At 67.9% G+C, this 19,845-nt stretch carries 22 protein-coding genes, 2 tRNA genes and 2 pseudogenes; 15 read left to right on the plus strand and 11 right to left on the minus strand.

The window, feature by feature from the left end; all coding sequences use genetic code 11:
* Nucleotides 1-171 precede the first annotated feature (171 nt).
* The 5 genes from ACFVJ3_RS03910 (at nucleotide 172) to ACFVJ3_RS03930 (ending at nucleotide 3,332) form a co-directional block, all read left to right on the plus strand.
* Nucleotides 172-1,317: a DNA cytosine methyltransferase gene (locus tag ACFVJ3_RS03910; protein WP_378450874.1), complete on the plus strand. Its 1,146-nt coding sequence runs from the start codon at nucleotides 172-174 to the stop codon at nucleotides 1,315-1,317.
* Nucleotides 1,318-1,331: 14 nt separating this feature from the next.
* Complete coding sequence (locus ACFVJ3_RS03915) at nucleotides 1,332-1,736, plus strand: very short patch repair endonuclease (protein WP_378450806.1); 405 nt, start codon at nucleotides 1,332-1,334, stop codon at nucleotides 1,734-1,736.
* A gap of 123 nt (nucleotides 1,737-1,859) precedes the next feature.
* Nucleotides 1,860-2,129: a hypothetical protein gene (locus tag ACFVJ3_RS03920; protein ID WP_378450807.1), complete on the plus strand. Its 270-nt coding sequence runs from the start codon at nucleotides 1,860-1,862 to the stop codon at nucleotides 2,127-2,129.
* A 61-nt stretch (nucleotides 2,130-2,190) separates the two neighbouring features.
* Nucleotides 2,191-2,847 carry a class I SAM-dependent methyltransferase gene (locus tag ACFVJ3_RS03925; RefSeq protein ID WP_378450808.1) on the plus strand — a complete coding sequence of 219 codons (657 nt, stop codon included), beginning with the start codon at nucleotides 2,191-2,193 and terminating at the stop codon, nucleotides 2,845-2,847.
* Between the two features lie 53 nt (nucleotides 2,848-2,900).
* Entirely contained in the window at nucleotides 2,901-3,332 is a 432-nt protein-coding gene (locus ACFVJ3_RS03930; RefSeq protein WP_378450875.1) for a nitroreductase family deazaflavin-dependent oxidoreductase, read from the plus strand.
* 15 nt (nucleotides 3,333-3,347) lie between these two features.
* Here ACFVJ3_RS03930 and ACFVJ3_RS03935 read toward each other — a convergent pair whose 3' ends face one another.
* The 4 genes from ACFVJ3_RS03935 to ACFVJ3_RS03950 all read right to left on the minus strand — a co-directional run bounded on the left by ACFVJ3_RS03935 (nucleotide 3,348) and on the right by ACFVJ3_RS03950 (nucleotide 8,459).
* Nucleotides 3,348-4,151, minus strand: coding sequence for an NAD(P)H-binding protein (locus tag ACFVJ3_RS03935; protein WP_378450809.1), 804 nt, complete (start codon nucleotides 4,149-4,151; stop codon nucleotides 3,348-3,350).
* Between the two features lie 88 nt (nucleotides 4,152-4,239).
* Entirely contained in the window at nucleotides 4,240-5,553 is a 1,314-nt protein-coding gene (locus ACFVJ3_RS03940; RefSeq protein WP_378450810.1) for a serine hydrolase domain-containing protein, read from the minus strand.
* Between the two features lie 102 nt (nucleotides 5,554-5,655).
* Entirely contained in the window at nucleotides 5,656-7,224 is a 1,569-nt protein-coding gene (locus ACFVJ3_RS03945) for an MFS transporter (RefSeq protein WP_378450811.1), read from the minus strand.
* Nucleotides 7,221-8,459 carry a cation:proton antiporter gene (locus ACFVJ3_RS03950; RefSeq protein ID WP_378450812.1) on the minus strand — a complete coding sequence of 413 codons (1,239 nt, stop codon included), beginning with the start codon at nucleotides 8,457-8,459 and terminating at the stop codon, nucleotides 7,221-7,223. Before ACFVJ3_RS03950 ends, ACFVJ3_RS03945 begins: the two co-directional genes overlap by 4 nt.
* A gap of 183 nt (nucleotides 8,460-8,642) precedes the next feature.
* Between ACFVJ3_RS03950 and ACFVJ3_RS03955 the strand changes: the two genes are divergently transcribed.
* The gene (locus ACFVJ3_RS03955) at nucleotides 8,643-9,071 is read left to right on the plus strand and encodes a DUF6325 family protein (protein WP_378450813.1); all 429 of its coding nucleotides are present in this window, start codon (nucleotides 8,643-8,645) and stop codon (nucleotides 9,069-9,071) included.
* 28 nt (nucleotides 9,072-9,099) lie between these two features.
* Complete coding sequence (locus ACFVJ3_RS03960) at nucleotides 9,100-9,447, plus strand: SHOCT domain-containing protein (RefSeq protein ID WP_378450814.1); 348 nt, start codon at nucleotides 9,100-9,102, stop codon at nucleotides 9,445-9,447.
* 21 nt (nucleotides 9,448-9,468) lie between these two features.
* On the opposite strand, the gene ACFVJ3_RS03965 is transcribed toward ACFVJ3_RS03960, so the two are convergent.
* A complete protein-coding gene (locus ACFVJ3_RS03965; protein ID WP_378450815.1) occupies nucleotides 9,469-10,542 on the minus strand; it encodes a D-2-hydroxyacid dehydrogenase in 1,074 nt (357 codons plus the stop codon).
* Nucleotides 10,543-10,750: 208 nt separating this feature from the next.
* Between ACFVJ3_RS03965 and ACFVJ3_RS03970 the strand changes: the two genes are divergently transcribed.
* The 3 genes and pseudogenes from ACFVJ3_RS03970 to ACFVJ3_RS03980 all read left to right on the plus strand — a co-directional run.
* A complete protein-coding gene (locus ACFVJ3_RS03970) occupies nucleotides 10,751-12,199 on the plus strand; it encodes an MFS transporter (protein ID WP_378450816.1) in 1,449 nt (482 codons plus the stop codon).
* Complete coding sequence (locus ACFVJ3_RS03975) at nucleotides 12,196-12,936, plus strand: fumarylacetoacetate hydrolase family protein (RefSeq protein ID WP_378450817.1); 741 nt, start codon at nucleotides 12,196-12,198, stop codon at nucleotides 12,934-12,936. Before ACFVJ3_RS03970 ends, ACFVJ3_RS03975 begins: the two co-directional genes overlap by 4 nt.
* Nucleotides 12,933-13,359, plus strand: a pseudogene (locus tag ACFVJ3_RS03980) (SDR family NAD(P)-dependent oxidoreductase); the annotation flags it as partial. The gene ACFVJ3_RS03975 and the pseudogene ACFVJ3_RS03980, both read left to right, overlap by 4 nt.
* An 87-nt stretch (nucleotides 13,360-13,446) precedes the next feature.
* Here ACFVJ3_RS03980 and ACFVJ3_RS03985 read toward each other — a convergent pair.
* Nucleotides 13,447-14,488, minus strand: a pseudogene (locus tag ACFVJ3_RS03985) (RNA-guided endonuclease TnpB family protein).
* Here ACFVJ3_RS03985 and ACFVJ3_RS03990 point away from each other — a divergent pair.
* Nucleotides 14,457-14,699, plus strand: coding sequence for an SDR family oxidoreductase (locus ACFVJ3_RS03990; protein WP_378450818.1), 243 nt, complete (start codon nucleotides 14,457-14,459; stop codon nucleotides 14,697-14,699). The pseudogene ACFVJ3_RS03985 and the gene ACFVJ3_RS03990 sit on opposite strands and share 32 nt — an antisense overlap.
* Before the next feature lie 3 nt (nucleotides 14,700-14,702).
* Here ACFVJ3_RS03990 and ACFVJ3_RS03995 read toward each other — a convergent pair whose 3' ends face one another.
* The gene (locus ACFVJ3_RS03995; protein ID WP_378450819.1) at nucleotides 14,703-15,614 is read right to left on the minus strand and encodes a LysR family transcriptional regulator; all 912 of its coding nucleotides are present in this window, start codon (nucleotides 15,612-15,614) and stop codon (nucleotides 14,703-14,705) included.
* Between the two features lie 100 nt (nucleotides 15,615-15,714).
* On the opposite strand from ACFVJ3_RS03995, the gene ACFVJ3_RS04000 reads away from it, so the two are divergent.
* Nucleotides 15,715-16,080, plus strand: coding sequence for a YybH family protein (locus tag ACFVJ3_RS04000; protein ID WP_378450820.1), 366 nt, complete (start codon nucleotides 15,715-15,717; stop codon nucleotides 16,078-16,080).
* Nucleotides 16,081-16,166: 86 nt separating this feature from the next.
* Nucleotides 16,167-16,640 carry a hypothetical protein gene (locus ACFVJ3_RS04005; protein ID WP_378450821.1) on the plus strand — a complete coding sequence of 158 codons (474 nt, stop codon included), beginning with the start codon at nucleotides 16,167-16,169 and terminating at the stop codon, nucleotides 16,638-16,640.
* 16 nt (nucleotides 16,641-16,656) lie between these two features.
* On the opposite strand, the gene ACFVJ3_RS04010 is transcribed toward ACFVJ3_RS04005, so the two are convergent.
* Complete coding sequence (locus tag ACFVJ3_RS04010) at nucleotides 16,657-17,016, minus strand: Rv2640c family ArsR-like transcriptional regulator (RefSeq protein ID WP_378450822.1); 360 nt, start codon at nucleotides 17,014-17,016, stop codon at nucleotides 16,657-16,659.
* Nucleotides 17,017-17,109: 93 nt separating this feature from the next.
* On the opposite strand from ACFVJ3_RS04010, the gene ACFVJ3_RS04015 reads away from it, so the two are divergent.
* The gene (locus ACFVJ3_RS04015; protein ID WP_378450823.1) at nucleotides 17,110-17,583 is read left to right on the plus strand and encodes an ArsI/CadI family heavy metal resistance metalloenzyme; all 474 of its coding nucleotides are present in this window, start codon (nucleotides 17,110-17,112) and stop codon (nucleotides 17,581-17,583) included.
* Nucleotides 17,584-17,642: 59 nt separating this feature from the next.
* On the opposite strand, the gene ACFVJ3_RS04020 is transcribed toward ACFVJ3_RS04015, so the two are convergent.
* From ACFVJ3_RS04020 to ACFVJ3_RS04030, 3 genes are all read right to left on the minus strand, one after another.
* Nucleotides 17,643-17,715 (minus strand) — tRNA-Arg (locus ACFVJ3_RS04020).
* A 45-nt stretch (nucleotides 17,716-17,760) separates the two neighbouring features.
* Nucleotides 17,761-17,852 (minus strand) — tRNA-Ser (locus ACFVJ3_RS04025).
* Nucleotides 17,853-17,951: 99 nt separating this feature from the next.
* Complete coding sequence (locus ACFVJ3_RS04030) at nucleotides 17,952-18,677, minus strand: dienelactone hydrolase family protein (protein ID WP_378450824.1); 726 nt, start codon at nucleotides 18,675-18,677, stop codon at nucleotides 17,952-17,954.
* 61 nt (nucleotides 18,678-18,738) lie between these two features.
* Between ACFVJ3_RS04030 and hisC the strand changes: the two genes are divergently transcribed.
* Nucleotides 18,739-19,815, plus strand: coding sequence for a histidinol-phosphate transaminase (gene hisC, locus ACFVJ3_RS04035; protein ID WP_378450825.1), 1,077 nt, complete (start codon nucleotides 18,739-18,741; stop codon nucleotides 19,813-19,815).
* Nucleotides 19,816-19,845: the final 30 nt, after the last annotated feature.

Genomic DNA, 19,845 nt, shown 5'->3' on the forward strand with positions numbered 1-19,845 from the left:
CTGTGCTCCCACCTACAGGAAGTCTATGTGGCTCCGCCACCCGTGAGTACTTATTAACCCCCCGCCGTTGATAAGTACTCACGGGTCGTTGGTCAAAGCGGGCACAGATCTCGAGTAACGTTCTCGGGTGACTGGTTCGTGAGGAAGGGTGCCGTGACGTCAACCGGGAGCATGGTGGGCCTGTTCGCCGGTATCGGCGGGCTCGAGTTGGGTCTGAGAGAGCACGGCTGGAACACCGAACTGCTCTGTGAGATCGACCCGGGCGCCCAGGCGGTTCTGCGTACCCGATTCACGGACGTCCCTGTGCATTCCGACGTCACCAAGCTGCGTTCCCTCCCTCAGGACATCGAACTCGTCGCCGCCGGTTTTCCTTGCCAGGACCTCTCGCAGGCCGGCCGGACCGCCGGCATCACGGGTTCGCGTTCCGGCCTCGTCGACGAGGTGTTCCGGTTGGTGAAGCGGAAGAAGGGTCCGCGCTGGCTCCTGATCGAGAACGTGCCGTTCATGCTGCAGCTGGGCCGCGGGGCTGCTATGAGACACATCACGGACGCCCTCGAGGACCTCGGCTACATGTGGGCGTACCGGGTGGTCGATGCGCGCGCGTTCGGGCTCCCCCAGCGCCGTCAGCGGGTCCTGATGCTCGCCTCGCGCACGGAGGACCCGCGTGCGGTGCTGTTCGGTGAGGACGCCGGGGAACGCCCCGTCGACGACCACGCCGACTTCCCGTGCGGTTTCTACTGGACCGAGGGCACCCGCGGTCTCGGGTGGGCGGTCAATGCCGTCCCCACGCTGAAGGGCGGTTCGTCCGTCGGTATCGCGAGCCCGCCCGCCGTGCGACTGCCGTCGGGCGAGATCGTGACGCCCGGACTCATGGACGCCGAACGCCTGCAGGGCTTCGACCCCGACTGGACGGCGCCCGCCGCGCTGGTCCCCGGTCTGCGGAACAGTCATCGGTGGAAGCTGGTGGGCAACGCCGTGAGTGTGCGGATGGCGTCGTGGGTCGGCCGGCGTTTGCTCGAGCCGGCGGACTACGAGCGGGGTATCGAGACGCCGATGAAGCCCGGCGACGCGTGGCCGGTGGCAGCGTGGGGCAGCAATCGTCAGGTGTTCCGCGTGCACACCTCGACGTGGCCGGTGCAGGAGCCGTACGAGGATCTCAGCGGATTCCTCGAGGACACCCGGCTACTGTCGGCGCGCGCGACCGCCGGCTTCCTGAAGCGGGCGCGGATGGGCAATCTACGTTTCGTTCCCGGGTTCATCGACGACGTCGAGAGCCACCTCGACCGCATGGGCGGCTTCCCTGAGGCCGCCGCGTAGCGGACGGACCCGCGATGCCCGCCACCGATCCCGCGACCAGCGCCCGGATGCGGGCGCAGCGGCGTCGCGACACCGCACCCGAACTCGCACTGCGCCGGGAACTGCACCGGCGCGGGGTCCGGTACTACGTGGACCGGGCGCCGATGAAGGGCGTCCGGCGGCGCGCCGACCTGGTGTTTCCGCGACGGAAGGTGGCCGTGTACGTGGACGGGTGCTTCTGGCACAGCTGCCCGCAGCACGCCACGTTCCCGAAGAACAACGCGCAGTGGTGGGCCGAGAAACTCGCCGGGAACGTCACCCGCGATCGTGACACCGACACGAGGCTGACCGACGCCGGGTGGACGGTGGTGCGGATCTGGGAGCACGAGAATCCGGTGGTCGCCGCGGACAGGGTCCAGGAAGCACTGGACGACGCGTGACCCCCGCTTCGCCGACCGTGGCGGTGGAGGTGTTACATATTCCACCCCTAGGGGTATGGTCGCCCGCCGCGGATCGGTGCAGGATGGTGTCATCAGCAACCATTCGAACCCCTTCGGAGGCGCATGATGATCCGCCGTATCCTCGCGGCGGCCTCCATTGCGTTTGCAGCAGCGGCCGTCCCACTCGTCGGTCCGGCGACCTTTGCCGTGGCTGCACCAGGCGACACATACATCAGCAACCCCCCAGCCAACCCGACGGACCAGAGCTTCTGCGACGACCAGGCCGCCCTCGCCAACAATCTCGCCGCGAAGGGCGACTTTGCGCGTGCCGACGGGGTCGTGTCGGCCGCGAACATGAGCGGTTGCCGCATCTATACGTTCCACAGCCCGTAATCGGTTGCCGTTCCGGCAACCGGATTCCCGGTTCGACGGGCCCGGCGGCCACAGTGGGAGCATGACCCACGAGCAGGCACCGGACATGACCGATTTCTTCAGCCAGGCGTTCTGGGACGAGCGCTATCGTTCGACTACCGCGGTGTGGAGCGGCAACCCCAACCCGCACCTCGTCGAGCAGGTCGCGGACGTGACCCCGGGCAGCGCGCTGGACGTGGGCAGCGGCGAGGGCGCCGACGCGCTCTGGTTGGCGGCCCGCGGGTGGAACGTCACCGGAGTGGACGTGTCGACGGTGGCGTTGGAACGCGCTGCCGCACGGGCCGCCGAAGCCGGTGCCGACATCGCGGACCGGACGACGTGGGAGCAGGCCGACATCCTGTCGTGGGAGCCGCCGGCCCGCCTATTCGACCTGGTGTCGGCACATTTCATGCATCTGCCCGGGCCTGCCCGCGAGGCCCTGCACCGTCGCCTGGCCGGAGCGGTCCGTGTCGGCGGGCGGCTTCTCGTCGTCGGACATCACCCTTCCGATCTGGAGACGTCCGTCGGGCGGCCCAACGTTCCCGACATGCTGTTCACACCGGAACAGGTCGCTGCCGTACTGGACCCCGCGGAGTGGGAGATTCTGGTGTCGGCGGCACCCTCGCGTGAGGCGCGCGACCCCGAGGGGCAACCGGTCACCATTCACGACACCGTTCTGCACGCGGTCCGCCGGGCCTGACGACGGTCTACTGTGTGGGCACGATCTGTTCCGAGTGCCGAGACGAGGACGCCGTGGCCGACCTGTTCGTGAAAGTCCTTCAGCTGCATCAGTTCGTCTACGAACGCAGCGGCGGATGGGTGGGGCATCGGTTGCTGTTCGGGATGCCGACCCTGCTGCTGCACAGTGTCGGCCGGAAGTCCGGGCAGCCGCGCACGTCCGCGTTGACGTACGGCCGCGACGGCGCAAGCTTTCTGGTCGTCGCGTCGAAGGGCGGTGCGCCCACGTCGCCCGCGTGGATGCACAACGTGCTGGCCGCGCCGACTTGCGAGATCCAGGTGGGGCGCGACCACATCACCGTGGTGGCGCGGAAAGTTCTGCCGGGCGACCCGGATTACGACCGGATGTGGGCGACGATGAACGAGATCAACCACGGCCGGTACCGCGACTATCAGAAGAAGACGGACCGGCCGATTCCCGTCATCGCGCTCACCCCGAACCGCTGACTCGCCGGTACGGCCTCACCGGAACTCGTCGACGTGCCCCGACGCCCACTGCGCGAAGGTGGTTGCCGGGCGTCCGGTGAGTTGCTCGACGAGGCGATTCGCCTGCTGGGGAGCGTCGACCAGGCTCGCCATCCCGTCCAGGTACCAGCGGGCGTACTCCCCCATCGCCGGCGTCAGGACATCCACGGCCTCGTCCAGCGACACCTGCCGGTACTCGATGTTCCGGCCGAGCGCGGCGCCGAGTTCTCGGACGAGGTCGGCGCGGGTGATCGTCTCGGGACCGGTGAGTTCGTACGACGCGCCGACGTGCCCGCCCTCGAGGAGAGCGACGGCCGCGACCTCGGCGATGTCGTCCATGGCGATCGGCGCGTTCGCCGCCGTCGGGTACGGCTCACGCACGGTGTCTCCCGCGGCGATCTGCGGGGCCAGGATTCCCGCGTTCTCCATGAACTCGCCGGGCCAGAGGTGCGTCCACTCGATGCCGGACACCTCGACGGCCCGTGCGACGTCACCCCAGTGGCCGTCGTGGGGACCGGACAGGTCGACGACGTGCCGGACTCCGGCCTGCTTCGCCAGGGCGAGCGCGTCCGGGGCGGTGTCGGGAGTCGGTGCGAGGTAAAGGGAATCGACGCCCTCGAACGCCGCGGGCAGGCTCTCGAGTCTGCGGAGGTATCCCTCGACGGCGGTGACCGAGTCCGGAAGTTGCGCCTTGTCAGGATGATTGGTGAGGGCCCGGACGTCCGTCGCACCGCGTGCGAGCAGGTGGTCGACGAGCATTCTGCCGATGTTCCCGGTTGCCCCCGTCACGAGAATCGTCATGCCCTGCACGCTACTGAGCGCGGCGCCGCCGCGGCAAGACATGTGAGTGGCAAAGTGTGCTCGCGCACGCTTTGCCACTCACATGAGGTCAGCTGGTCGGCGGGGCGGACGTCGAGGACGTTGCCGGGGTCACCGAGGGCGTCGGCGTGGCCGGGGACGACGCGTCCGAATTCTGCACCCCGGCACTGAGCTTGTAGACGTGTTCCGGCGAGATGATCTCCGTGACGGCCCCCGCCAGCGCCGTGCTCGGTTCGCTGCCCTGGTAGGGGACGTCGGTGTTGATCATGATCGCGAGGGTGGTCTCCTGCTCGGGAAGGTAGACGCAGACCGTCTGGTACCCGGGGAGGCTGCCGTTGTGCCCGATCCAGCCCGCGACGTCGAAGATGCCCAGCCCGTAGCCGACGTCGGATGCCAGACCCGGTGCGTTCACCGTCTCGAGCCGTTGCGCCTGTGTGGCCGGCTGCAGCAGTGTGCCGGTGGCCAGCGCGGGCGCCCAGATCCGCAGGTCGTCGAGGGTCGAGATCATCGCGCCCGCCGCCCATCCCCAGGACGGATTCCAATCGGTGGCCACGGCTTCCTTGTCGTCCAAGGTCTGCTCCGTGTAGCCCTGTGCGTGTGGTTCGGGGAACGTGTTGGTGGTCGGGAAGCTCGTGTCCGCCATCTTCAGCGGCTGCACGATCTTCTGCGTCACGTACTCCGGGAGCGGCAGTCCGCTGACCTTTTCGACGACGAGCCCCAGCAGTGTCGTGTTCGTGTTGGAGTACTCGAATCCCTGCCCGGGTGGGAACGACGCGGGCTGCGCGAACGCGTAGTCCAGCAGTTGCTGCGGGGTGAACGCCGCCTGCGGGTCGGTGAGCAACGCCTTCTGGAAGTCCTCGTTGGCCGAGTAGTTGGCCAGCCCGCTCTGCATCCGGGCGAGCTGGCGCAGCGTGATCTGATCACCCAGCGGCACGCCCGCCACGTACTTCGAGATCGGATCGTCGAGAGCGAGCTTGTCCTCGTCGGCCAGCTGCAGCACACCCGTGACCGTGAACGTCTTTGTCACACTGCCGATTCGGTGGTAAAAGTCGGTCTCCATCGGTGCGCCGGTGGTCTTGTCGGCGACGCCGAACGCCTTCACATAGTTGCCGTCAGGCCCCCACACGCCCACGATCGCGCCGGGAATCGCGGCCATCGACATCGTCTTCTCGATCGCCTCGTCGAGCCGGTCCGCGACACCGGGGTCGATCTGTGCGTCCGCTCCGGCGTTCGGCGTTCCCGCCTGCGTCGTCGTGGAGGTGGCGGAGGTGCCCGTGGAGGAGGAATCGTCGGAGCATGCCGCGGGCACTACCAGCAGCAGTGCCGCTGCGGCCGCCGCGAGGCCTCGTCGCCGATTCGTCCTGGTCACGACCTGAGCTGTCATCGTGCGTCCCGTCGTCGAGGTGCCCCTCTCGGGAATTTACTCCGCGCCCGCCGGGCGAATGTACCTTTCGGCGCTTCTGAGGCGACCGGCGATACATTCGCCCTACTGCGCTCTCTCGGTCCCGTATTCGGCCAGCAGCCGCTTCTCCTCGTCGCGATGCGGGTAGAAGAAGAACACCACCACGGCCCCGGCGCACACCACCAGGATCGCGGCGAGGTACGCGCGATCGTCGCCGTCGAGGAAGGCGTTGCGGGCGGCGGCGATGATCTGCTCGGCGTACTGCGGGTAGCGTTCCGCGAGCACTTCGGCGCTCGAATACGACTTCGTGAGCGCCGCTTGGGTTTCCGGGGTGATCTGGCTCGAGTCCGGCGATGCGGCGATCGTGGCCGACAGCGACTTCGCGTAACCGGCGGTCAGCACCGCGCCGAGGATCGACTGCATGATCGCGCCGCCGAGGTCGCGTTGCAGGTCGGACGTGCCGGAGGCCATGCCCGCCCGCGACACCGGCACCGAACCGGTGAGCGACCGCGACGCCGGGGTCCCGGCGAACCCGACCCCGATGCCCACGAACGCATAAGCGAGGGCCACCCACCAGTAGGTCGCGTTTTCGTCCCACCACACCAGCGCGACAACCAGTCCGAGGACGACGAACAGGTAGCCGAGCAGCAGTGTGAACCGGGCTCCGTGCGATTCGACGAGTTTCGCGGAACGGGGTGCGACGATGACCATCGCGACGGCGGCGGGGATGATCGCGGATCCGGCGGCGAGCGTGGAGTACTCGAGCACGTTCTGCAGGAACTGCTGCCCGATGAACATCGCACCCATCAACGCGCCGAACACGATCACCCCGCCGACGGCGGCCACCCAGAACGTCGGGCGGGCGGCGATGTGCAGATCGAACAGCGGGTGCGCCGCCCGCCGTTGCTGCAGGAAGAACGCGGCTCCCGCGGCGAGGGCGATCAACCCGAGACCGAGAGCGAGCGCCCCGGAGCCGTCCACCGGTGCGAAATTGATCGCGAGGATGAGGGCGGCAATGAAGACGACGGAGATGATGCCGCCGAGATTGTCGACGGGATCGGTCGTCTCGTTGACGTGGGCGGGCACCCACAGGATGGCGGCGACGAGGGCGAGACCGGCGAGCGGAAGGGTCACGAGGAACACCGAGCCCCAATGGAACTGCTCGAGCAGCGCGCCCGACACGATCGGCCCGAGCGAGGAGATCGCGCCACCGAGGGCCGACCACAGTGCGATCGCCTTGGTCCGGGGCGGTCCCGACCACAGCGCGGTGATGATCGCGAGGGTGGTGGGGAACGCGAGCCCGGCGGAGACACCGCCGAGAACACGTGCGAGGAACAGTATTTCGAAGTTCCCGGCGAATCCCGCGATCGCCGACGCCGGCAGTGACAGCGCCATGCCGAGCACGAGCAGCTGTTTGCGCCCGTAGCGGTCGCCGAGCGCCCCCAGATAGAGGACCGACGCGGCGAGCCCGAGGGAGTACGCCACGGCGACGAGGTTCAGCTGCGTCTGACTCGCGTCGAAGGCGCGGCCGATGTCGGGGAGCGCGACGTTCGCGACGGACAGGTTCAGGTTGGCGACGGCGGCGACGAGGATGAGGGTCGCGAGGATCAGCGTCGCTCGGGCCGGCGCCTGCGTCGTTTCGGTTCGAGTCACTGTCTGCTCCCGGGGTTCTGGTCTCCTCGTGGGCTCGGCGTGTCGGCCGCCGGTTGGGGGCTGGATGCGAGCAGCGACGCCGTGAGCGGGAAGAGGAGGACGGTGATCGCGCCGGCCGCGACGAGCACGGAGGCGTTGGCGGACGTCATGTCACCGGAGTCGACGGCCACGCCGGTGACGGCCACGATCAGCGGCAGACCGGTTCCCGCATACAGCGCCAGCTGGGTGCGTTCACGGACGGTGAAGGGTGGATCGGTGCCGTCGGCGCCCCGGTCGAACCTGCCGGCGACGTAGACCGGGCCTGCCCGCACCAACAGGATCAGCACGACGAACGCGATGAGGACGCCGGGTTCGGACGCCACCGCGGCGACGTCGATCGCCATCCCGGACGTCACGAAGAAGATCGGGATCAGGAACCCGAACGCCAGGCCGTCGAGCTTCGTTTCGAGCGTGACGTCGCCTTCGGGTGTGGCCCGCCGCAGGATGAACCCGGCCGCGAAGGCACCGAGGATCGTGTCGAGCCCGAACGACGCCGCCAGCACGGTGAGTGCGACGAGGAGCAGCATGGTCAGCCGGACCGTCGTCTGCGACGTCGTCTCCGATCCCGACCGGATGATCGCGGTGATCCGGGAACCCTCCCGCCGCACGCGGGCGGGGATGAACGCGACCAGCACCGCCGCGGCCGTGAACAGTCCGAGGACCACGATGGACGCCACCGACCCGCGGGAGCCGAGCAGGACCGCCATGGCGACGACGGGTCCGAGTTCGCCGAACGCACCGTGATTGAGGATCGTCCGGCCCAGCCGGGTGTCGAGGGCGCCCGCGTCACGGAGGATCGGGAGCAGCGTGCCGAGCGCTGTCGACGTCATGGCAATGGCCACCGCGGTTCCGGCGTCGACCACGTGGACGACGCTCAGCAGCGACACGACAGCGAACGCCAGGGCCAGCGAGACCAGCCACGTCAGCAGGGCCCGCCTGCCGCCGCGACCGGTGATCTCGGCCGTGTCGATCTCGTACCCGGCCAGCAGGAAGAGCAGCCCCAGCCCCAGGTCGCGCAGCAGCTCGATCTCGCTGCCCTCGACCGCCAGGTCGAAGACGTGCGGGCCGATGACGATCCCGGCGACGAGCAGAAGTACCACCTCTGGCACCAGCTTCCGGGGAAACAACCCGGCGAGCAGCGGGGCGATCACGGCGCATGCCACGATCCAGAAAAGCGACGCTCCCACGGAAGGCATGCATCACCCCGTCTCTCGAACCACCGGACACAGCACTGCGTCCGAGCCTCACAGAGCCCGGACCACGGGACATCATCCGTGACGGATGAACGCCGCCGCGCGGAATCACCCGTCGTGGATGATGCGCAACTCCCGGCCGATGGCGATCATCGACACCAGGGCACCCCAGCGCAGGGAGAGATGATGTCGAATACAGCTGAAGATGTCGGTCCGGTCGCGTTTCTTTTCCTCACCTTTCCGGGCGAGCGGGCCGATCCCCAGGTGATCGACACATTCCGCGACGTCGTCGCCCAGGGAGTGGTCACCATTCTCGATCTCGTGTTCATCTCCAAGGGAACCGACGGCACGCTGCGCCAGGTGGAGGTGGACGAGGACCTCGACAGCATCGGCCTCGCCGCCCTGTCCCTCGAAGCCAAGGCCCTGATCAGCGACGAGGACCTCGAGGTGGTGCGCGAGTCACTGGAGCCGGGCACGTCCGCGGTGGCGATCGTGTACGAGCAGACGTGGGCGCGGAAGGTCGCGGCCGCCTCCCGGCAGGCCGGTGGCGAGGTAGCTCTCCACCTGCACATCCCGCGCGAGGTGGTCGAGGCGGCCATCGCCGCCGCGGTCTGACTCGTCACCCACAGAAACGGAGCACATCATGGTTTTCAGGGGTCCACGCCGCATGGGACGTCCCGGGCTGCTCGGCACGGTGGCCCGGACGGCGGTCATCACCGGCACCGCGCGGGCGACGTCGAACGCGATGAACCGGCGCGCCGCCAACAAGCAGGCGGAGGAACAGGAGCGGATCGACCAGGCAGCCCAGCAGCAGTACGCGGAACAGCAAGCAGCGCAACAGCAGTACGCCCAGCAGGCACCTCCGCCGCCACCGGCACCCGCGGGCGACGACCTGGTGTCCCGCATCCAGGAACTAGCCCGCCTGAAGGAGGCCGGCGTTCTCACGGACGAGGAGTTCACGGCAGCGAAGGCGAAATTGCTCCAGTCCTGAGGACGCAGTAATGCCGCATCGTCAGTAGAACTCGACGGTGTCGACGCGGTTGATCAGCTCCTCGCCGTCGAGGAACCGGGTGGCATTGCGCGCGAACAGGTCCGCGATGAGGCGATCCTCCGCGGGGTTCAACGCCGCGGTGTGCGGGCTGACCAGCACGTTCGGGTGAGCCCACAGCGGACTGTCCGACGCCAGGGGCTCGGACGCGAACACGTCCAGCGCGGCGAACCCGACCCGCCCGTCCTCGATCGCGGCGGTCATGGCGACCTCGTCGACGACGGTGCCCCGGCCCACGCTCACCACCGTCACGCCGGGCTTGACCGCGCCGAATACCTTTGCGCTGACGAGACCTTCGGTGGCGCTGGTTCCGGGCAGCGTCACGACGATGCCGTCCGCGTCTCCGACCACATCGGCCAGCCGATCGGGGTGCACGATCTCGTCGACACCCTCGACCGCGGTGTCGCGCCTGCTCGTTCCCACGACGGTGGCGCCGTTAGCCTTCAGCTTCAGTGCCGTCGCGCGGCCGATGCTGCCCAGCCCGACGATGACGATGCGCTGCCCGGACACGGTTCCCATGGCCCACCGGCCGCTCCACACCTTGTCGCGCTGCTGGGCGAGCAGGCGCGGGAGAGTCTTGGCGCCGGCCAGCAGGCCGAAGACGGCGAACTCGGCCAACGGTTCCGCGTGCACACCGGCGGAGGTGCTGAACGCGATGCGGTCGAGTTGCTCGTCGGTGAGGCCGGCCGCCTTCACCTGCGCCCCGCCGCCGGCGGGCATCGTGTGCACCCAGCGGAGTCCGGGGTTGACGCCTGCCGTCCTCGTCAGTGCCGCGGGATTCTCGTCGGGCACGCCGTACAGGGCTTGCGCCGAATCGACCAGGTCGTCGAAGGCCTTCTGCTGCTCCGTGGTCCGGGAGAACGACGGATCGCCGGAGTGATCACCCGGGAACCGGGAGGGCGGCAGCAGATCCTGCTCGCGGATGAAGTCGATGCGCGGTTCCGCCCGGGTGACGAGGCTGATGAGCTCTTCGCTCACGGGGGTCGCGGCGACGACGCGGAGTCGCCCGTCGAGTGGCTTCGGGTCGTGTGCACTCACTGCAGATTCCTTCGCTACGGGCCGATGCTGACCATATGTTCAGGATAAAAACTCTGCACTAATCATGTGATTCAGTCAACAGTTTTTGTTACGTATGACAAATAGCGTCCCGCGCGGTATCGTCCTCGGCACGCCAGTGACCTGGGTCACTACACCGACCTGTTTGTGACCGCGCTCGACGTGGTCCCGTCCCACAACGGAGCAGAAGATGTCCCCAGAATCGAAGATTCAAGTAGGCGCAGACTCGAAGATGCCGGAAGGCAGCAGTGAATCCACCCGACCGGTCCGCGCCTCCGACGACCCGGAGTACGCCGCGAACCTCAAGCGCGCGACGCTCGCCAGTTCCATCGGCAGTGCGCTCGAGTACTACGACTTCGCCCTGTACGGCCTGGCATCGGCACTGATATTCGGCCAGCTGTTCTTCCCCGCCATGGGTGCGTCGGCTGCGTTGATGGCCAGTTTCGGCACGTACGCCGTCGGCTTCCTCGCCCGGCCCGTCGGCGGCCTGTTCTTCGGCGCCCTCGGGGACCGCCTCGGACGCAAGGCCGTCCTGATGATCACGATCGCGATCATGGGCGGCGCGAGCACGCTGATCGGCGTCCTGCCGACCGGCGCGCAGGTGGGCATCTGGGCCCCGATCCTGCTGGTCGCGCTGCGACTGCTGCAAGGCTTCGGCGCGGGCGCCGAGCAGGCCGGTGCCACCACACTGATGGCGGAGTACTCGCCCACCGAGCGCCGCGGATTCTTCTCCGCACTCCCGTTCGTCGGGATCATGGTGGGCACCCTGATGGCGTCCGGGGTCTTCGCGATCCTCGGCCAGATCGATCGCGAACTCCTCCTCGCCTGGGTGTGGCGGGTGCCGTTCCTCGCGTCCGTCTTCCTCATCGCGGTCGCCGTGTTCATTCGGCTCCGCATGCAGGAGAGCCCCACGTTCGTCAAGCTGGAGAAGCAGGATCAGATCAGCGAGAGCCCGTTCCGGGAACTGATCGGCAGCTCGATGCCCAGCGTGCTCCGCGGCATCGGCCTGCGGATGGCCGAGAACGGCGGCTCGTACATCTTCCAGACCCTCGGCATCAGCTACGTGACGACGGTGGTGGGTGTCAGCAAGTCGATCGGACCGCTCGCCATCGCCTGCGGCGCCGCCATCGGCATGCTCGTCATCCCGTTCTCGGGCGCGCTGTCGGACCGCTTCGGCCGGATGCGGGTGTACCGGTTCGGTGCGGCGCTGCAGCTCGTCCTCGCGGTCCCGTCGTGGTGGCTGCTCTCGCTCGGCAACCCGTATCTCGTGGTGGCGACGCTCGCGGTCAGCTACGGGATCGGCGTCAACGTGATGCTCGGCGCGCAGTGCGCGGCCCTGCCCGAACTGTTCGGAAATCGCCACCGCTACATCGGCGTCGCGGTCGCCCGGGAGACGAGCGCCATCCTCGCCGGCGGCATCGCACCCTTCGTCGGCGCACTGCTGCTGTCGCTGCTCAACAACTCGTGGGTGCCGCTCGCCATCTACGTTCTGATCCTCAGCGTCATCACGTTCGCCACCACGTTCGTGACGCCCGAAACCCGTGGCCGCGACCTCGCGCTCGCCTGGGACGCGATGGCCGATCCAGTCCACGGACCGGATGCCGTTGCCACCGAGTCGAAGGATCGGGTCGACGCATGAGGCTGGCCCGCATCGCCACCGACTCCGGACCACGGCCGGTGTGCCAGCGCGACGGTCGCTGGCACGAAGTGACGGATCCGTACGCCGACACCCTGACGTTCACCGGACCCGCACACGACCTCGACGGCGCGCGGCTGCTCGCGCCCGCCGAACCGCGGGTCCTGCTCGGGATGGCCCACAACGGCGCACCCGGAGATCGAGACCTGCCGTTGCAGGCATTCATGAAGTCGACGCGCACGGTGATCGGCCCCGAGGATCCGATCGTCGTCGACGAAGGGCTGGGGCAGGTCAACGTGGAGGGCGAGCTGGCCGTCGTCATCCGGCGCATGTGCCGCCGGCTTCGCCCCGAGGACGTCCCATCCGCAATCCTCGGATACACGATCGGCAACGACGTCACCGCCGTCGAGCAGATAGCGCTGGACGACAAGCTCACCCAGGCGAAGCACGGCGACGGCTTCACCCCGCTGGGACCGTGGATCGAGACAGATCTCGGCTCCGAGGACGTTCCGATCACCGTGCGCGTCAACGACGCGACCGTGGCGGAGGCGTCCACGCGGCAGCTCGCCTGGAACGTGTCCGAGCAACTGGTCCATCTCACCCGGTATCTGACCCTCGGTCCGGGAGACGTGGTGCTCACGGGTTGCCCGTTCACGTTCAGCCCGGTCAAACCGGGCGACCGCGCCGAGATCTCGCTCGGCGGAATCGGCACGCTCGGCAACCCGGTGCGTGCGCTGTGAATCTCCTCGATCTGTCCGGGCGCATCGCCCTGGTCACCAGTTCGAGCCGGGGAATCGGCTACGCACTCGCGCGGGGCCTGGCCGAGGCGGGCGCCACGATCGTCCTCAAACGGGGTGTCGGCCGAACTCCTCGCACAGGCACGTGAGCGGCTCCGCGAGGAGTTCGGCGAGACCCGTGTCCACGCGTACGCGTTCGACGTCACGGATCCCGAGCGGGTGACCGACGCCGTCGAGCGGATCGAGTCGGAGGTCGGGCCGATCGAGATCCTGGTGAACAACGCTGCGCTGCAACATCGTCAGCCGCTGCTCGACGTCACCCTCGAGGACTGGAACAGGGTGCTCACGACAGACCTCACCAGCGCCTTTCTCGTCGGGCGCGCGGTCGCACGGTGCCAGATCGCCCGCGGGAGCGGGAAGATCTTGACGTCCTCTCGGCCGTGAACGACCGAGAATCCCCTCGAGACTCGCGTCTCGAGGTTCCTGTTTCACCGACAGTTGCCGCCCCACACGTTATGTGCGAGGTGGTCTCACACCGTCTCCGCAGGCTGCCACCGTCAGTCCGACGGCCAAAATATTCTTCGCCGCGTTCACATCCCGGTCGTGGACGACGCCGCATCGGCACGTCCACTCCCGCACGTCCAGCGGCATCGTCGACGCGACCTCCCCGCACACCGAGCAGGTCTTCGACGACGGAAAGAACCGGTCGATCACCACCACCCGCCGCCCGTACCAGTCTGCCTTGTACTCGAGCATCGACCGGAACTCGGACCAACTCGCATCGGAGATCGCCCGAGACAACGACCGATTCTTGACCATGTTCCGCACACTCAGATCCTCGATGGCGATCACTTGATTTTCGCGCACCAGTCGAGTGGAGAGTCTGTGCAGATGATCGCGACGCCGATCGGCGATCCGGCCATGAATCTTCGCGACCTTCAGGCGGGCCTTGGCCCGGTTACGGGATCCCTTCTCCTTCTTGGCCAGCACCCGCTGCGCCTTCGCCAGCCGCTCACGGTCCGTGCGCTCGTGGCGGGGTTGGAGGATCGAGATGTAGTACTGACCACGAGCATTGCGCGACACCGTCACCTGCGACGGCACGGCCCCCTCCGGTAACGGCCTCGACCACCGGATATCCAGGGGTTCGGACTGCTTGGCCAACCGGAGCTGCCCGCCGCGGTAGGTGAAGCAGTTCGAGTAGTAGGTCGCCGAATCCTTCGAGTGGCCCTTCCTCTTGAATTGCGGGTAGCGGGACTGCTTGCGCCAGGAACCTGTCGAACGCCCCCTGCAACTGCCGCAGCGCCTCCTGCAACGGCCCCTTCGACGGCTCCGACAACCACTCGGTCTCGGTGTCCCGCTTCCATCCGGTGAGCATCTTCGAGGTGTCCGCGTAGGTGACCCGCCGCCGCTCCTGCGACCAGGCACGCGAGCGCTCGGCCAACGCCCGGTTGTAGACATACCGGGTGCACCCGAACGTCCGAGCAAGCTGATCAGCCTGCACCGCAGTCGGATAGAAGCGGTACTTGAACGCCCGCTTCACCACCCTCCCCGCCATAACCCAGACACTAGCCACACCGTCCGACAAACCCAGATCGGCTATCCCGGACCCCGAGTTCGACGCGTGGCTCCGCGGCCGCGCGCCGGCAGGCCGGTGGGGCACCCCGGACGATCTCGTGGGTCCCGCGGTGTGGCTGGCGTCGGACGGATCCCGGTACGTCAACGGTCAGGTGATCTTCATCGACGGCGGGATGACGTCGGTGGTCTGAGGACTACCCGCCGACCGCGGCCGCCGGTTCGGTCTGCAGTTCACCGAAGGAGCGGCGGGTGTGCAGGACGAGTTCGCGGAGCGCGGGGCCCCCGAGTCTCTTCCAGACCAGCGCGAGCACGGCCGGGATGTCGACGTCGTCCAGTGCGATCGCCGTCAACCGCCCTCGGTAATCCGTCGCCATCGACTCGCTGAGGATCGCGATCCCCAGTCCGCGGATCGCGAGGTCGGCGACGGCGTCGGGCGCACTCGCCTGCAGGGCGATGTCGGGGCGGAGGCCGGCGGCCGCACACGCCTGGTCGAAGACCGTTCGGATCCCCGTTCCGGTCGGCATACATACGATCGCATGGTCGCCGAGTTCGGCCAGGGCGACGCGCGAACGCCCGGACAGCGGGTGCCCGGGCGGCACGGCCGCGACGAGACCCTCGCTGATGATCGGGAAGGCATCCAAACCTTCCGGCGGGGCGGTCGCGGTGCCGACGAGGGCGAGATCGATCGCACCGGCGCGGACACGTTCGACGAGGCGGTCGGAACTGTCCTCGGTCAGCGTGATCTCGATTCCCGGGTGCGCGACGTGGAACGCGGACAGCGCGTCGAACAGCGGCTTCACCGTGCAGGCGGTGACCATCCCGACGACGAGCCGGCCCCGGATCAGCTGGTTCACGTCGTCCACGGCCTGCCGCATCGCGTCGGCCGAGGCGAGTGCCGCGCGGGCGTGCCCGAGCGCCGCCTCTCCCGCGGACGTGAGCGTCGCGGTCCGGCTCGATCGGTCGATCAGCGTGGCGCCGACGTCGTGCTCGAGCTGCCGGATCTGCGCACTGATCCCCGACTGGCTGATGTGGACGCGTTCCGCGGCGCGGGTGAAGTTCGCTTCCTCGGCAACCGCGACGAAGTACTCGAGCTGCCTGAGTTCCATAAGCAGTAATTCTAGTATTCAGCAGAACTATCTGTTGGACTTCCGGTTGCGGCGACACCATTGTGGGATGTGAGAGCAGTTCACCCACGAAAGGATTTCCGTGTCCGACTACGAGAAGGCCCTGAACCCCGAAGATCTGACCCGACTGTTCGTCGAGCGCAGCAATGCCGGCGACGCGGCCGGAGTCGCCGCCCTGTACGAGGAGAACGCCGTCATGGCGTATCCGCCCGGCAGCCGGACGGTCGGCCGGGCAGCCATCCAGAAATTATGGGAGTCGGTGCTCGCGAACGCGCCGCACTTCGAACCGGAGACACCGCTCCCCACGCTGATCAGTGACGACATCGCGCTCACGTCCACCCCACCCAAGGACGGATCCGGCGCGCGGGCGCAGGTCGTCCGCAGGCAACCGGACGGAACCTGGCTCCGACTGCTCGACCAGCCGGAGTTCGTCCCGCCCACCAGCTGAGGTCACGGCCGTGCCGGCCCCTACACGGCATGAACTTCGTTGTCCACCATTGCATCTGCATTCGGATCGGTGGGACGATAGAGGTCATGCGCAGACCGCGTTGGCCGGCAGTAGCACCACCCACCACCGGAGGACACCGGGTGCACGGCCCCCTGCTCCTCACGACCGAAGACCACCTCACGCTCGAGCTGTTCGAGGTCGTGGCGTTCCCGGACGGCCTCCACCTCCGGATGGCCCTGACCGCGACGGGCAGGCCCGCGGAGCTGGCGCAGTACGAGACCCGCTCGCTGTCCGACCCCGACGATCCCTCGACACGGTGGTCCTATCTCTCAGTGCGGGCACGCGTCGACGACATCGAAGGTGAGGCCGACCCCTACCATCCGGCGGCGGCGTCGAAGCCGTGCCGGAGCGGGCCCCCCGAGTACCGCACCGAACCGAACTACTGGCTGGATGCGATACCCACGTCGGGATTCATCGCGGTCACCGCCGGCTGGCCACGGATCGGTCTCGGTTCGACGACCACCACGATCGGTCTCGAATCGAGCACGCGAACGTCGTGACCGGTCCCGGTCGGCGTCAGGTGCAGCAGTTGGGGTCGAGGACCACCCGCAGCGCGTCGAGCGCGTCCGGCTGCGCACTGTAGAAGACGTTCATGCCGCGGCGGACGGGCTGGACCATTCCGGCCCTCTTGAGCTGGCCGAGATGGTGACTGACGGTCGATTCGGACAGGCCCACGCCGGTCGCGAGGTCGCACGTGCACACCTCGCCGTCGCTCGCGGTCAGCAGGATCGACATCAGCCTGATGCGGACCGGGTCGGCCAGCGCCTTGAGGCGCAGCGCGAGGTGCAGGGCGGCCTCGTCGGTCATCGGGGCGGCCGAGACGGGCGCGCAGCAGATCGGTGCGGAGACATCTACGACCGGCAACGTCTTGGGCATGACTCCATCCTCCCCGGTTCTTGACATATGTCAAAAAGGTGGGATTCTAGGAATGAAAGTAATTCGACATATGTCACACAGGTGGAGGTTGTCATGTCCCGCGCCCAGCTCGCCCTCAATGTCGACAATCTGGAGGAAGCAGTCACGTTCTACTCGAAACTGTTCGATACACAACCGGCGAAACTGAAGCCGGGATACGCGAACTTCGCCATCGCGCAGCCACCCCTCAAGCTGGTGCTGCTGGAGAACCCCGGTGAGGGCGGCACCATCAACCACCTCGGCGTCGAGGTCGAATCGAGCGCCCGGGTGCACGAGGAGATCGCGCGGCTGACCGGGGAAGGCCTGTTCACCGACGAGGAGATCGGCACCACCTGTTGCTTCGCGACCCAGGACAAGGTGTGGGTCACCGGCCCCGCCGGCGAGAAGTGGGAGGTCTACACCGTGCTCGCCGACTCCGACACGTTCGGGTCGAGCCCCCGGCACCTCGACCCCGAGGCCGAGGGGGCCACCTGCTGCGGCACCGCCGCGGACGGGGAGAAGGCCACCGCGGGCACGTCCTGCTGCTAGCCCGGCCGACAAAGAGAAACCCCGCCAGCTGCATCACTGCAGTTGACGGGGTTTCTTTGTGCGCCCGAAGGGATTCGAACCCCTAACCTCTTGATCCGTAGTCAAGTGCTCTATCCGTTGAGCTACGGGCGCATGTTCTTCAGTTGTCTAGCTTGCACCGGCCGACTAGGCCCGGTGTGGCGGAGGCGAGAGGATTTGAACCTCCGGTCCCTCGTAAAAGGGACAACTCATTAGCAGTGAGTCCCATTCGGCCGCTCTGGCACGCCTCCCTGGGGTGGTTCCGATCCCTTCGGACCGCCGGTGCGAAAGATTACACACCTTTCCACCACAAAGGCAAAACGGCTGGTCAGAGCATACGGATGGCCGCTTTATCGCAGGTGGCTGTCGAACCAGTCGAAGATCCGCCGCTGCGCGTCGACGATGGCCTGGGCGCCCGGGTCGTCGTCCTTGCCGTCGGGCACCTGAGGCGGTTCGTCGGCCCGGTGCGCGAGCCCGGCATAACTCACGACGAGCCCTGCGACGTCGGACTTGGCGGTGGCGTCGCGCAGCAGCTCGACCTGATCGGGTGGCGTGGACGGATCGTCCTCCCCGTACAGACCGAGCCAGGGGGCCTTCAGGTCGGGGGCGGCGTGCACCAGCGCAGGCGCCTCCTCCGACAGCGGCTCGACGATCCCGCGGGCGGCGACGCTCACCGCGGCGCCGACGGGACGCGTCGTGGCGACGAGCAGGGCGGCGGTCCCGGCGTCGTCGAAACCCAGCACGCCCACACAGTCGGCGTAGATGCCCCGCGCGATCAGCCAGTCGAAGGTGGCGTCGAAGTCGGCGAACAGGGATTCGCCGAACACCTCGACATCGCTGGGCGCCGGTTCCCGGTGGAAGAGGTGCGGCGCTACCGTCACCCACCCCTCCATCGCGAGCGAGCGCATCAGATCGAGGAGAGGTTCGCTGAACGTGCGCGACTCGTGCAGGACCACGATCCCGCCCCGTGCCGGACCTTCCGGTTCCACTGCCGTGAGCGGAACACGCAATTGAGGGTTTTCCGGCGCGTCTGCGGACGTCCGCAGGGCTGCACTGTCCCTGAAGAATCCCGACATGTTCCTACCTTGGCACGAAGGGGGCGTCGGCGCAGTGGATCGGGAGGCGCATAATCGCCTGGTGACTCCGCGAACCAGGGCAGACCTCGACACGATCCCGGCCTACATCCCCGGCAAGAACTTTCCGGGCGCGATCAAGCTGGCGAGCAACGAGACCACGCTGGGTCCGTTGCCGAGTGTGCGCGACGCCATCGCGGACGCCGTCGGCAACGCCAACCGCTATCCGGACAACGGTCACGTCGCCCTGATCACGGCACTGGCCGATCACCTCGGGGTGGCCACCGAGAACATCGCCGCGGGTTGCGGTTCGGTGAGCCTTTGCCAGGAGTTGGTGCAGGCCACGTGCAACCACGGTGACGAGGTCATCTTCGCGTGGCGGTCGTTCGAGGCCTATCCCGTGGTCACGCTGGTGGCCGGGGCGACGCCCGTCAAGGTTCCGCTCACCGCCGACCACGGTCACGACCTCGACGCGATGCTGGCCGCGATCACCGACCGCACCCGGCTGATCTTCGTCTGCAACCCGAACAACCCCACCGGCAACGCGCTGACGAAGGCCGAACTCGAGCGGTTCCTCGACGCCGTTCCCGCCGACGTCCTGGTGGCCCTCGACGAGGCCTACTTCGAGTACAACCGGTCCGACGCCGACGGCATCGAACTGTTCCGCGGACGCCCCAACGTGGTGGTGCTGCGCACGTTCTCCAAGGCCTACGGCCTCGCCGGCATCCGCGTGGGGTACGCAGTCGCCGATCCCACGGTCGTCACCGCGCTGACCAAGGTGCACATCGCGTTCGCGGTCAACGCCGTCGCGCAGGCCGCGGCCATCGCGTCGCTGGCCGCGTCCGGAGAGCTGCTGGCACGCACGGACGGCGTCGTCGCCGAGCGCAACCGGGTGCGCGACGCCCTGCTCGCCGCCGGGTACGAGGTGCCCGAATCGGCCGCCAACTTCGTCTTCCTCCCGTTGGGCACGCCCTCCGGAGCGTTCGCCGCCGCCAGCGCCGAGACCGGTGTGCTGCTGCGGCCGTACGGCGACGACGGGGTGCGGATCACGATCGGCGATCCCGAGGAGAACGACGCGTTCCTCGCCTTCGCGACGAGCACCGAGGCGCGCTCGATCGCGAACGTCGCGGTCCGGGCGTAACGCTCGAGACGTAAACGTTACCCACGGGCA

The organism is Rhodococcus sp. NPDC127593 (genome assembly GCF_042671975.1).
In the GTDB taxonomy this organism is placed as follows: Bacteria; Actinomycetota; Actinomycetes; order Mycobacteriales; family Mycobacteriaceae; genus Rhodococcus_F.

What these genes read in the sequence shown, in the direction of transcription:
- ACFVJ3_RS03910 (WP_378450874.1), top strand. Translation starts at nt 172, where the DNA reads ATGGTGGGCCTGTTCGCCGGTATCGGCGGGCTCGAGTTGGGTCTGAGA.
- ACFVJ3_RS03915 (WP_378450806.1), top strand. Translation starts at nt 1,332, where the DNA reads ATGCCCGCCACCGATCCCGCGACCAGCGCCCGGATGCGGGCGCAGCGG.
- ACFVJ3_RS03920 (WP_378450807.1), top strand. Translation starts at nt 1,860, where the DNA reads ATGATGATCCGCCGTATCCTCGCGGCGGCCTCCATTGCGTTTGCAGCA.
- ACFVJ3_RS03925 (WP_378450808.1), top strand. Translation starts at nt 2,191, where the DNA reads ATGACCCACGAGCAGGCACCGGACATGACCGATTTCTTCAGCCAGGCG.
- ACFVJ3_RS03935 (WP_378450809.1), bottom strand. Translation starts at nt 4,151, where the DNA reads ATGACGATTCTCGTGACGGGGGCAACCGGGAACATCGGCAGAATGCTC.
- ACFVJ3_RS03940 (WP_378450810.1), bottom strand. Translation starts at nt 5,553, where the DNA reads ATGACAGCTCAGGTCGTGACCAGGACGAATCGGCGACGAGGCCTCGCG.
- ACFVJ3_RS03950 (WP_378450812.1), bottom strand. Translation starts at nt 8,459, where the DNA reads ATGCCTTCCGTGGGAGCGTCGCTTTTCTGGATCGTGGCATGCGCCGTG.
- ACFVJ3_RS03955 (WP_378450813.1), top strand. Translation starts at nt 8,643, where the DNA reads ATGTCGAATACAGCTGAAGATGTCGGTCCGGTCGCGTTTCTTTTCCTC.
- ACFVJ3_RS03960 (WP_378450814.1), top strand. Translation starts at nt 9,100, where the DNA reads ATGGTTTTCAGGGGTCCACGCCGCATGGGACGTCCCGGGCTGCTCGGC.
- ACFVJ3_RS03970 (WP_378450816.1), top strand. Translation starts at nt 10,751, where the DNA reads ATGTCCCCAGAATCGAAGATTCAAGTAGGCGCAGACTCGAAGATGCCG.
- ACFVJ3_RS03975 (WP_378450817.1), top strand. Translation starts at nt 12,196, where the DNA reads ATGAGGCTGGCCCGCATCGCCACCGACTCCGGACCACGGCCGGTGTGC.
- ACFVJ3_RS03995 (WP_378450819.1), bottom strand. Translation starts at nt 15,614, where the DNA reads ATGGAACTCAGGCAGCTCGAGTACTTCGTCGCGGTTGCCGAGGAAGCG.
- ACFVJ3_RS04005 (WP_378450821.1), top strand. Translation starts at nt 16,167, where the DNA reads ATGCGCAGACCGCGTTGGCCGGCAGTAGCACCACCCACCACCGGAGGA.
- ACFVJ3_RS04010 (WP_378450822.1), bottom strand. Translation starts at nt 17,016, where the DNA reads ATGCCCAAGACGTTGCCGGTCGTAGATGTCTCCGCACCGATCTGCTGC.
- ACFVJ3_RS04015 (WP_378450823.1), top strand. Translation starts at nt 17,110, where the DNA reads ATGTCCCGCGCCCAGCTCGCCCTCAATGTCGACAATCTGGAGGAAGCA.
- ACFVJ3_RS04030 (WP_378450824.1), bottom strand. Translation starts at nt 18,677, where the DNA reads ATGTCGGGATTCTTCAGGGACAGTGCAGCCCTGCGGACGTCCGCAGAC.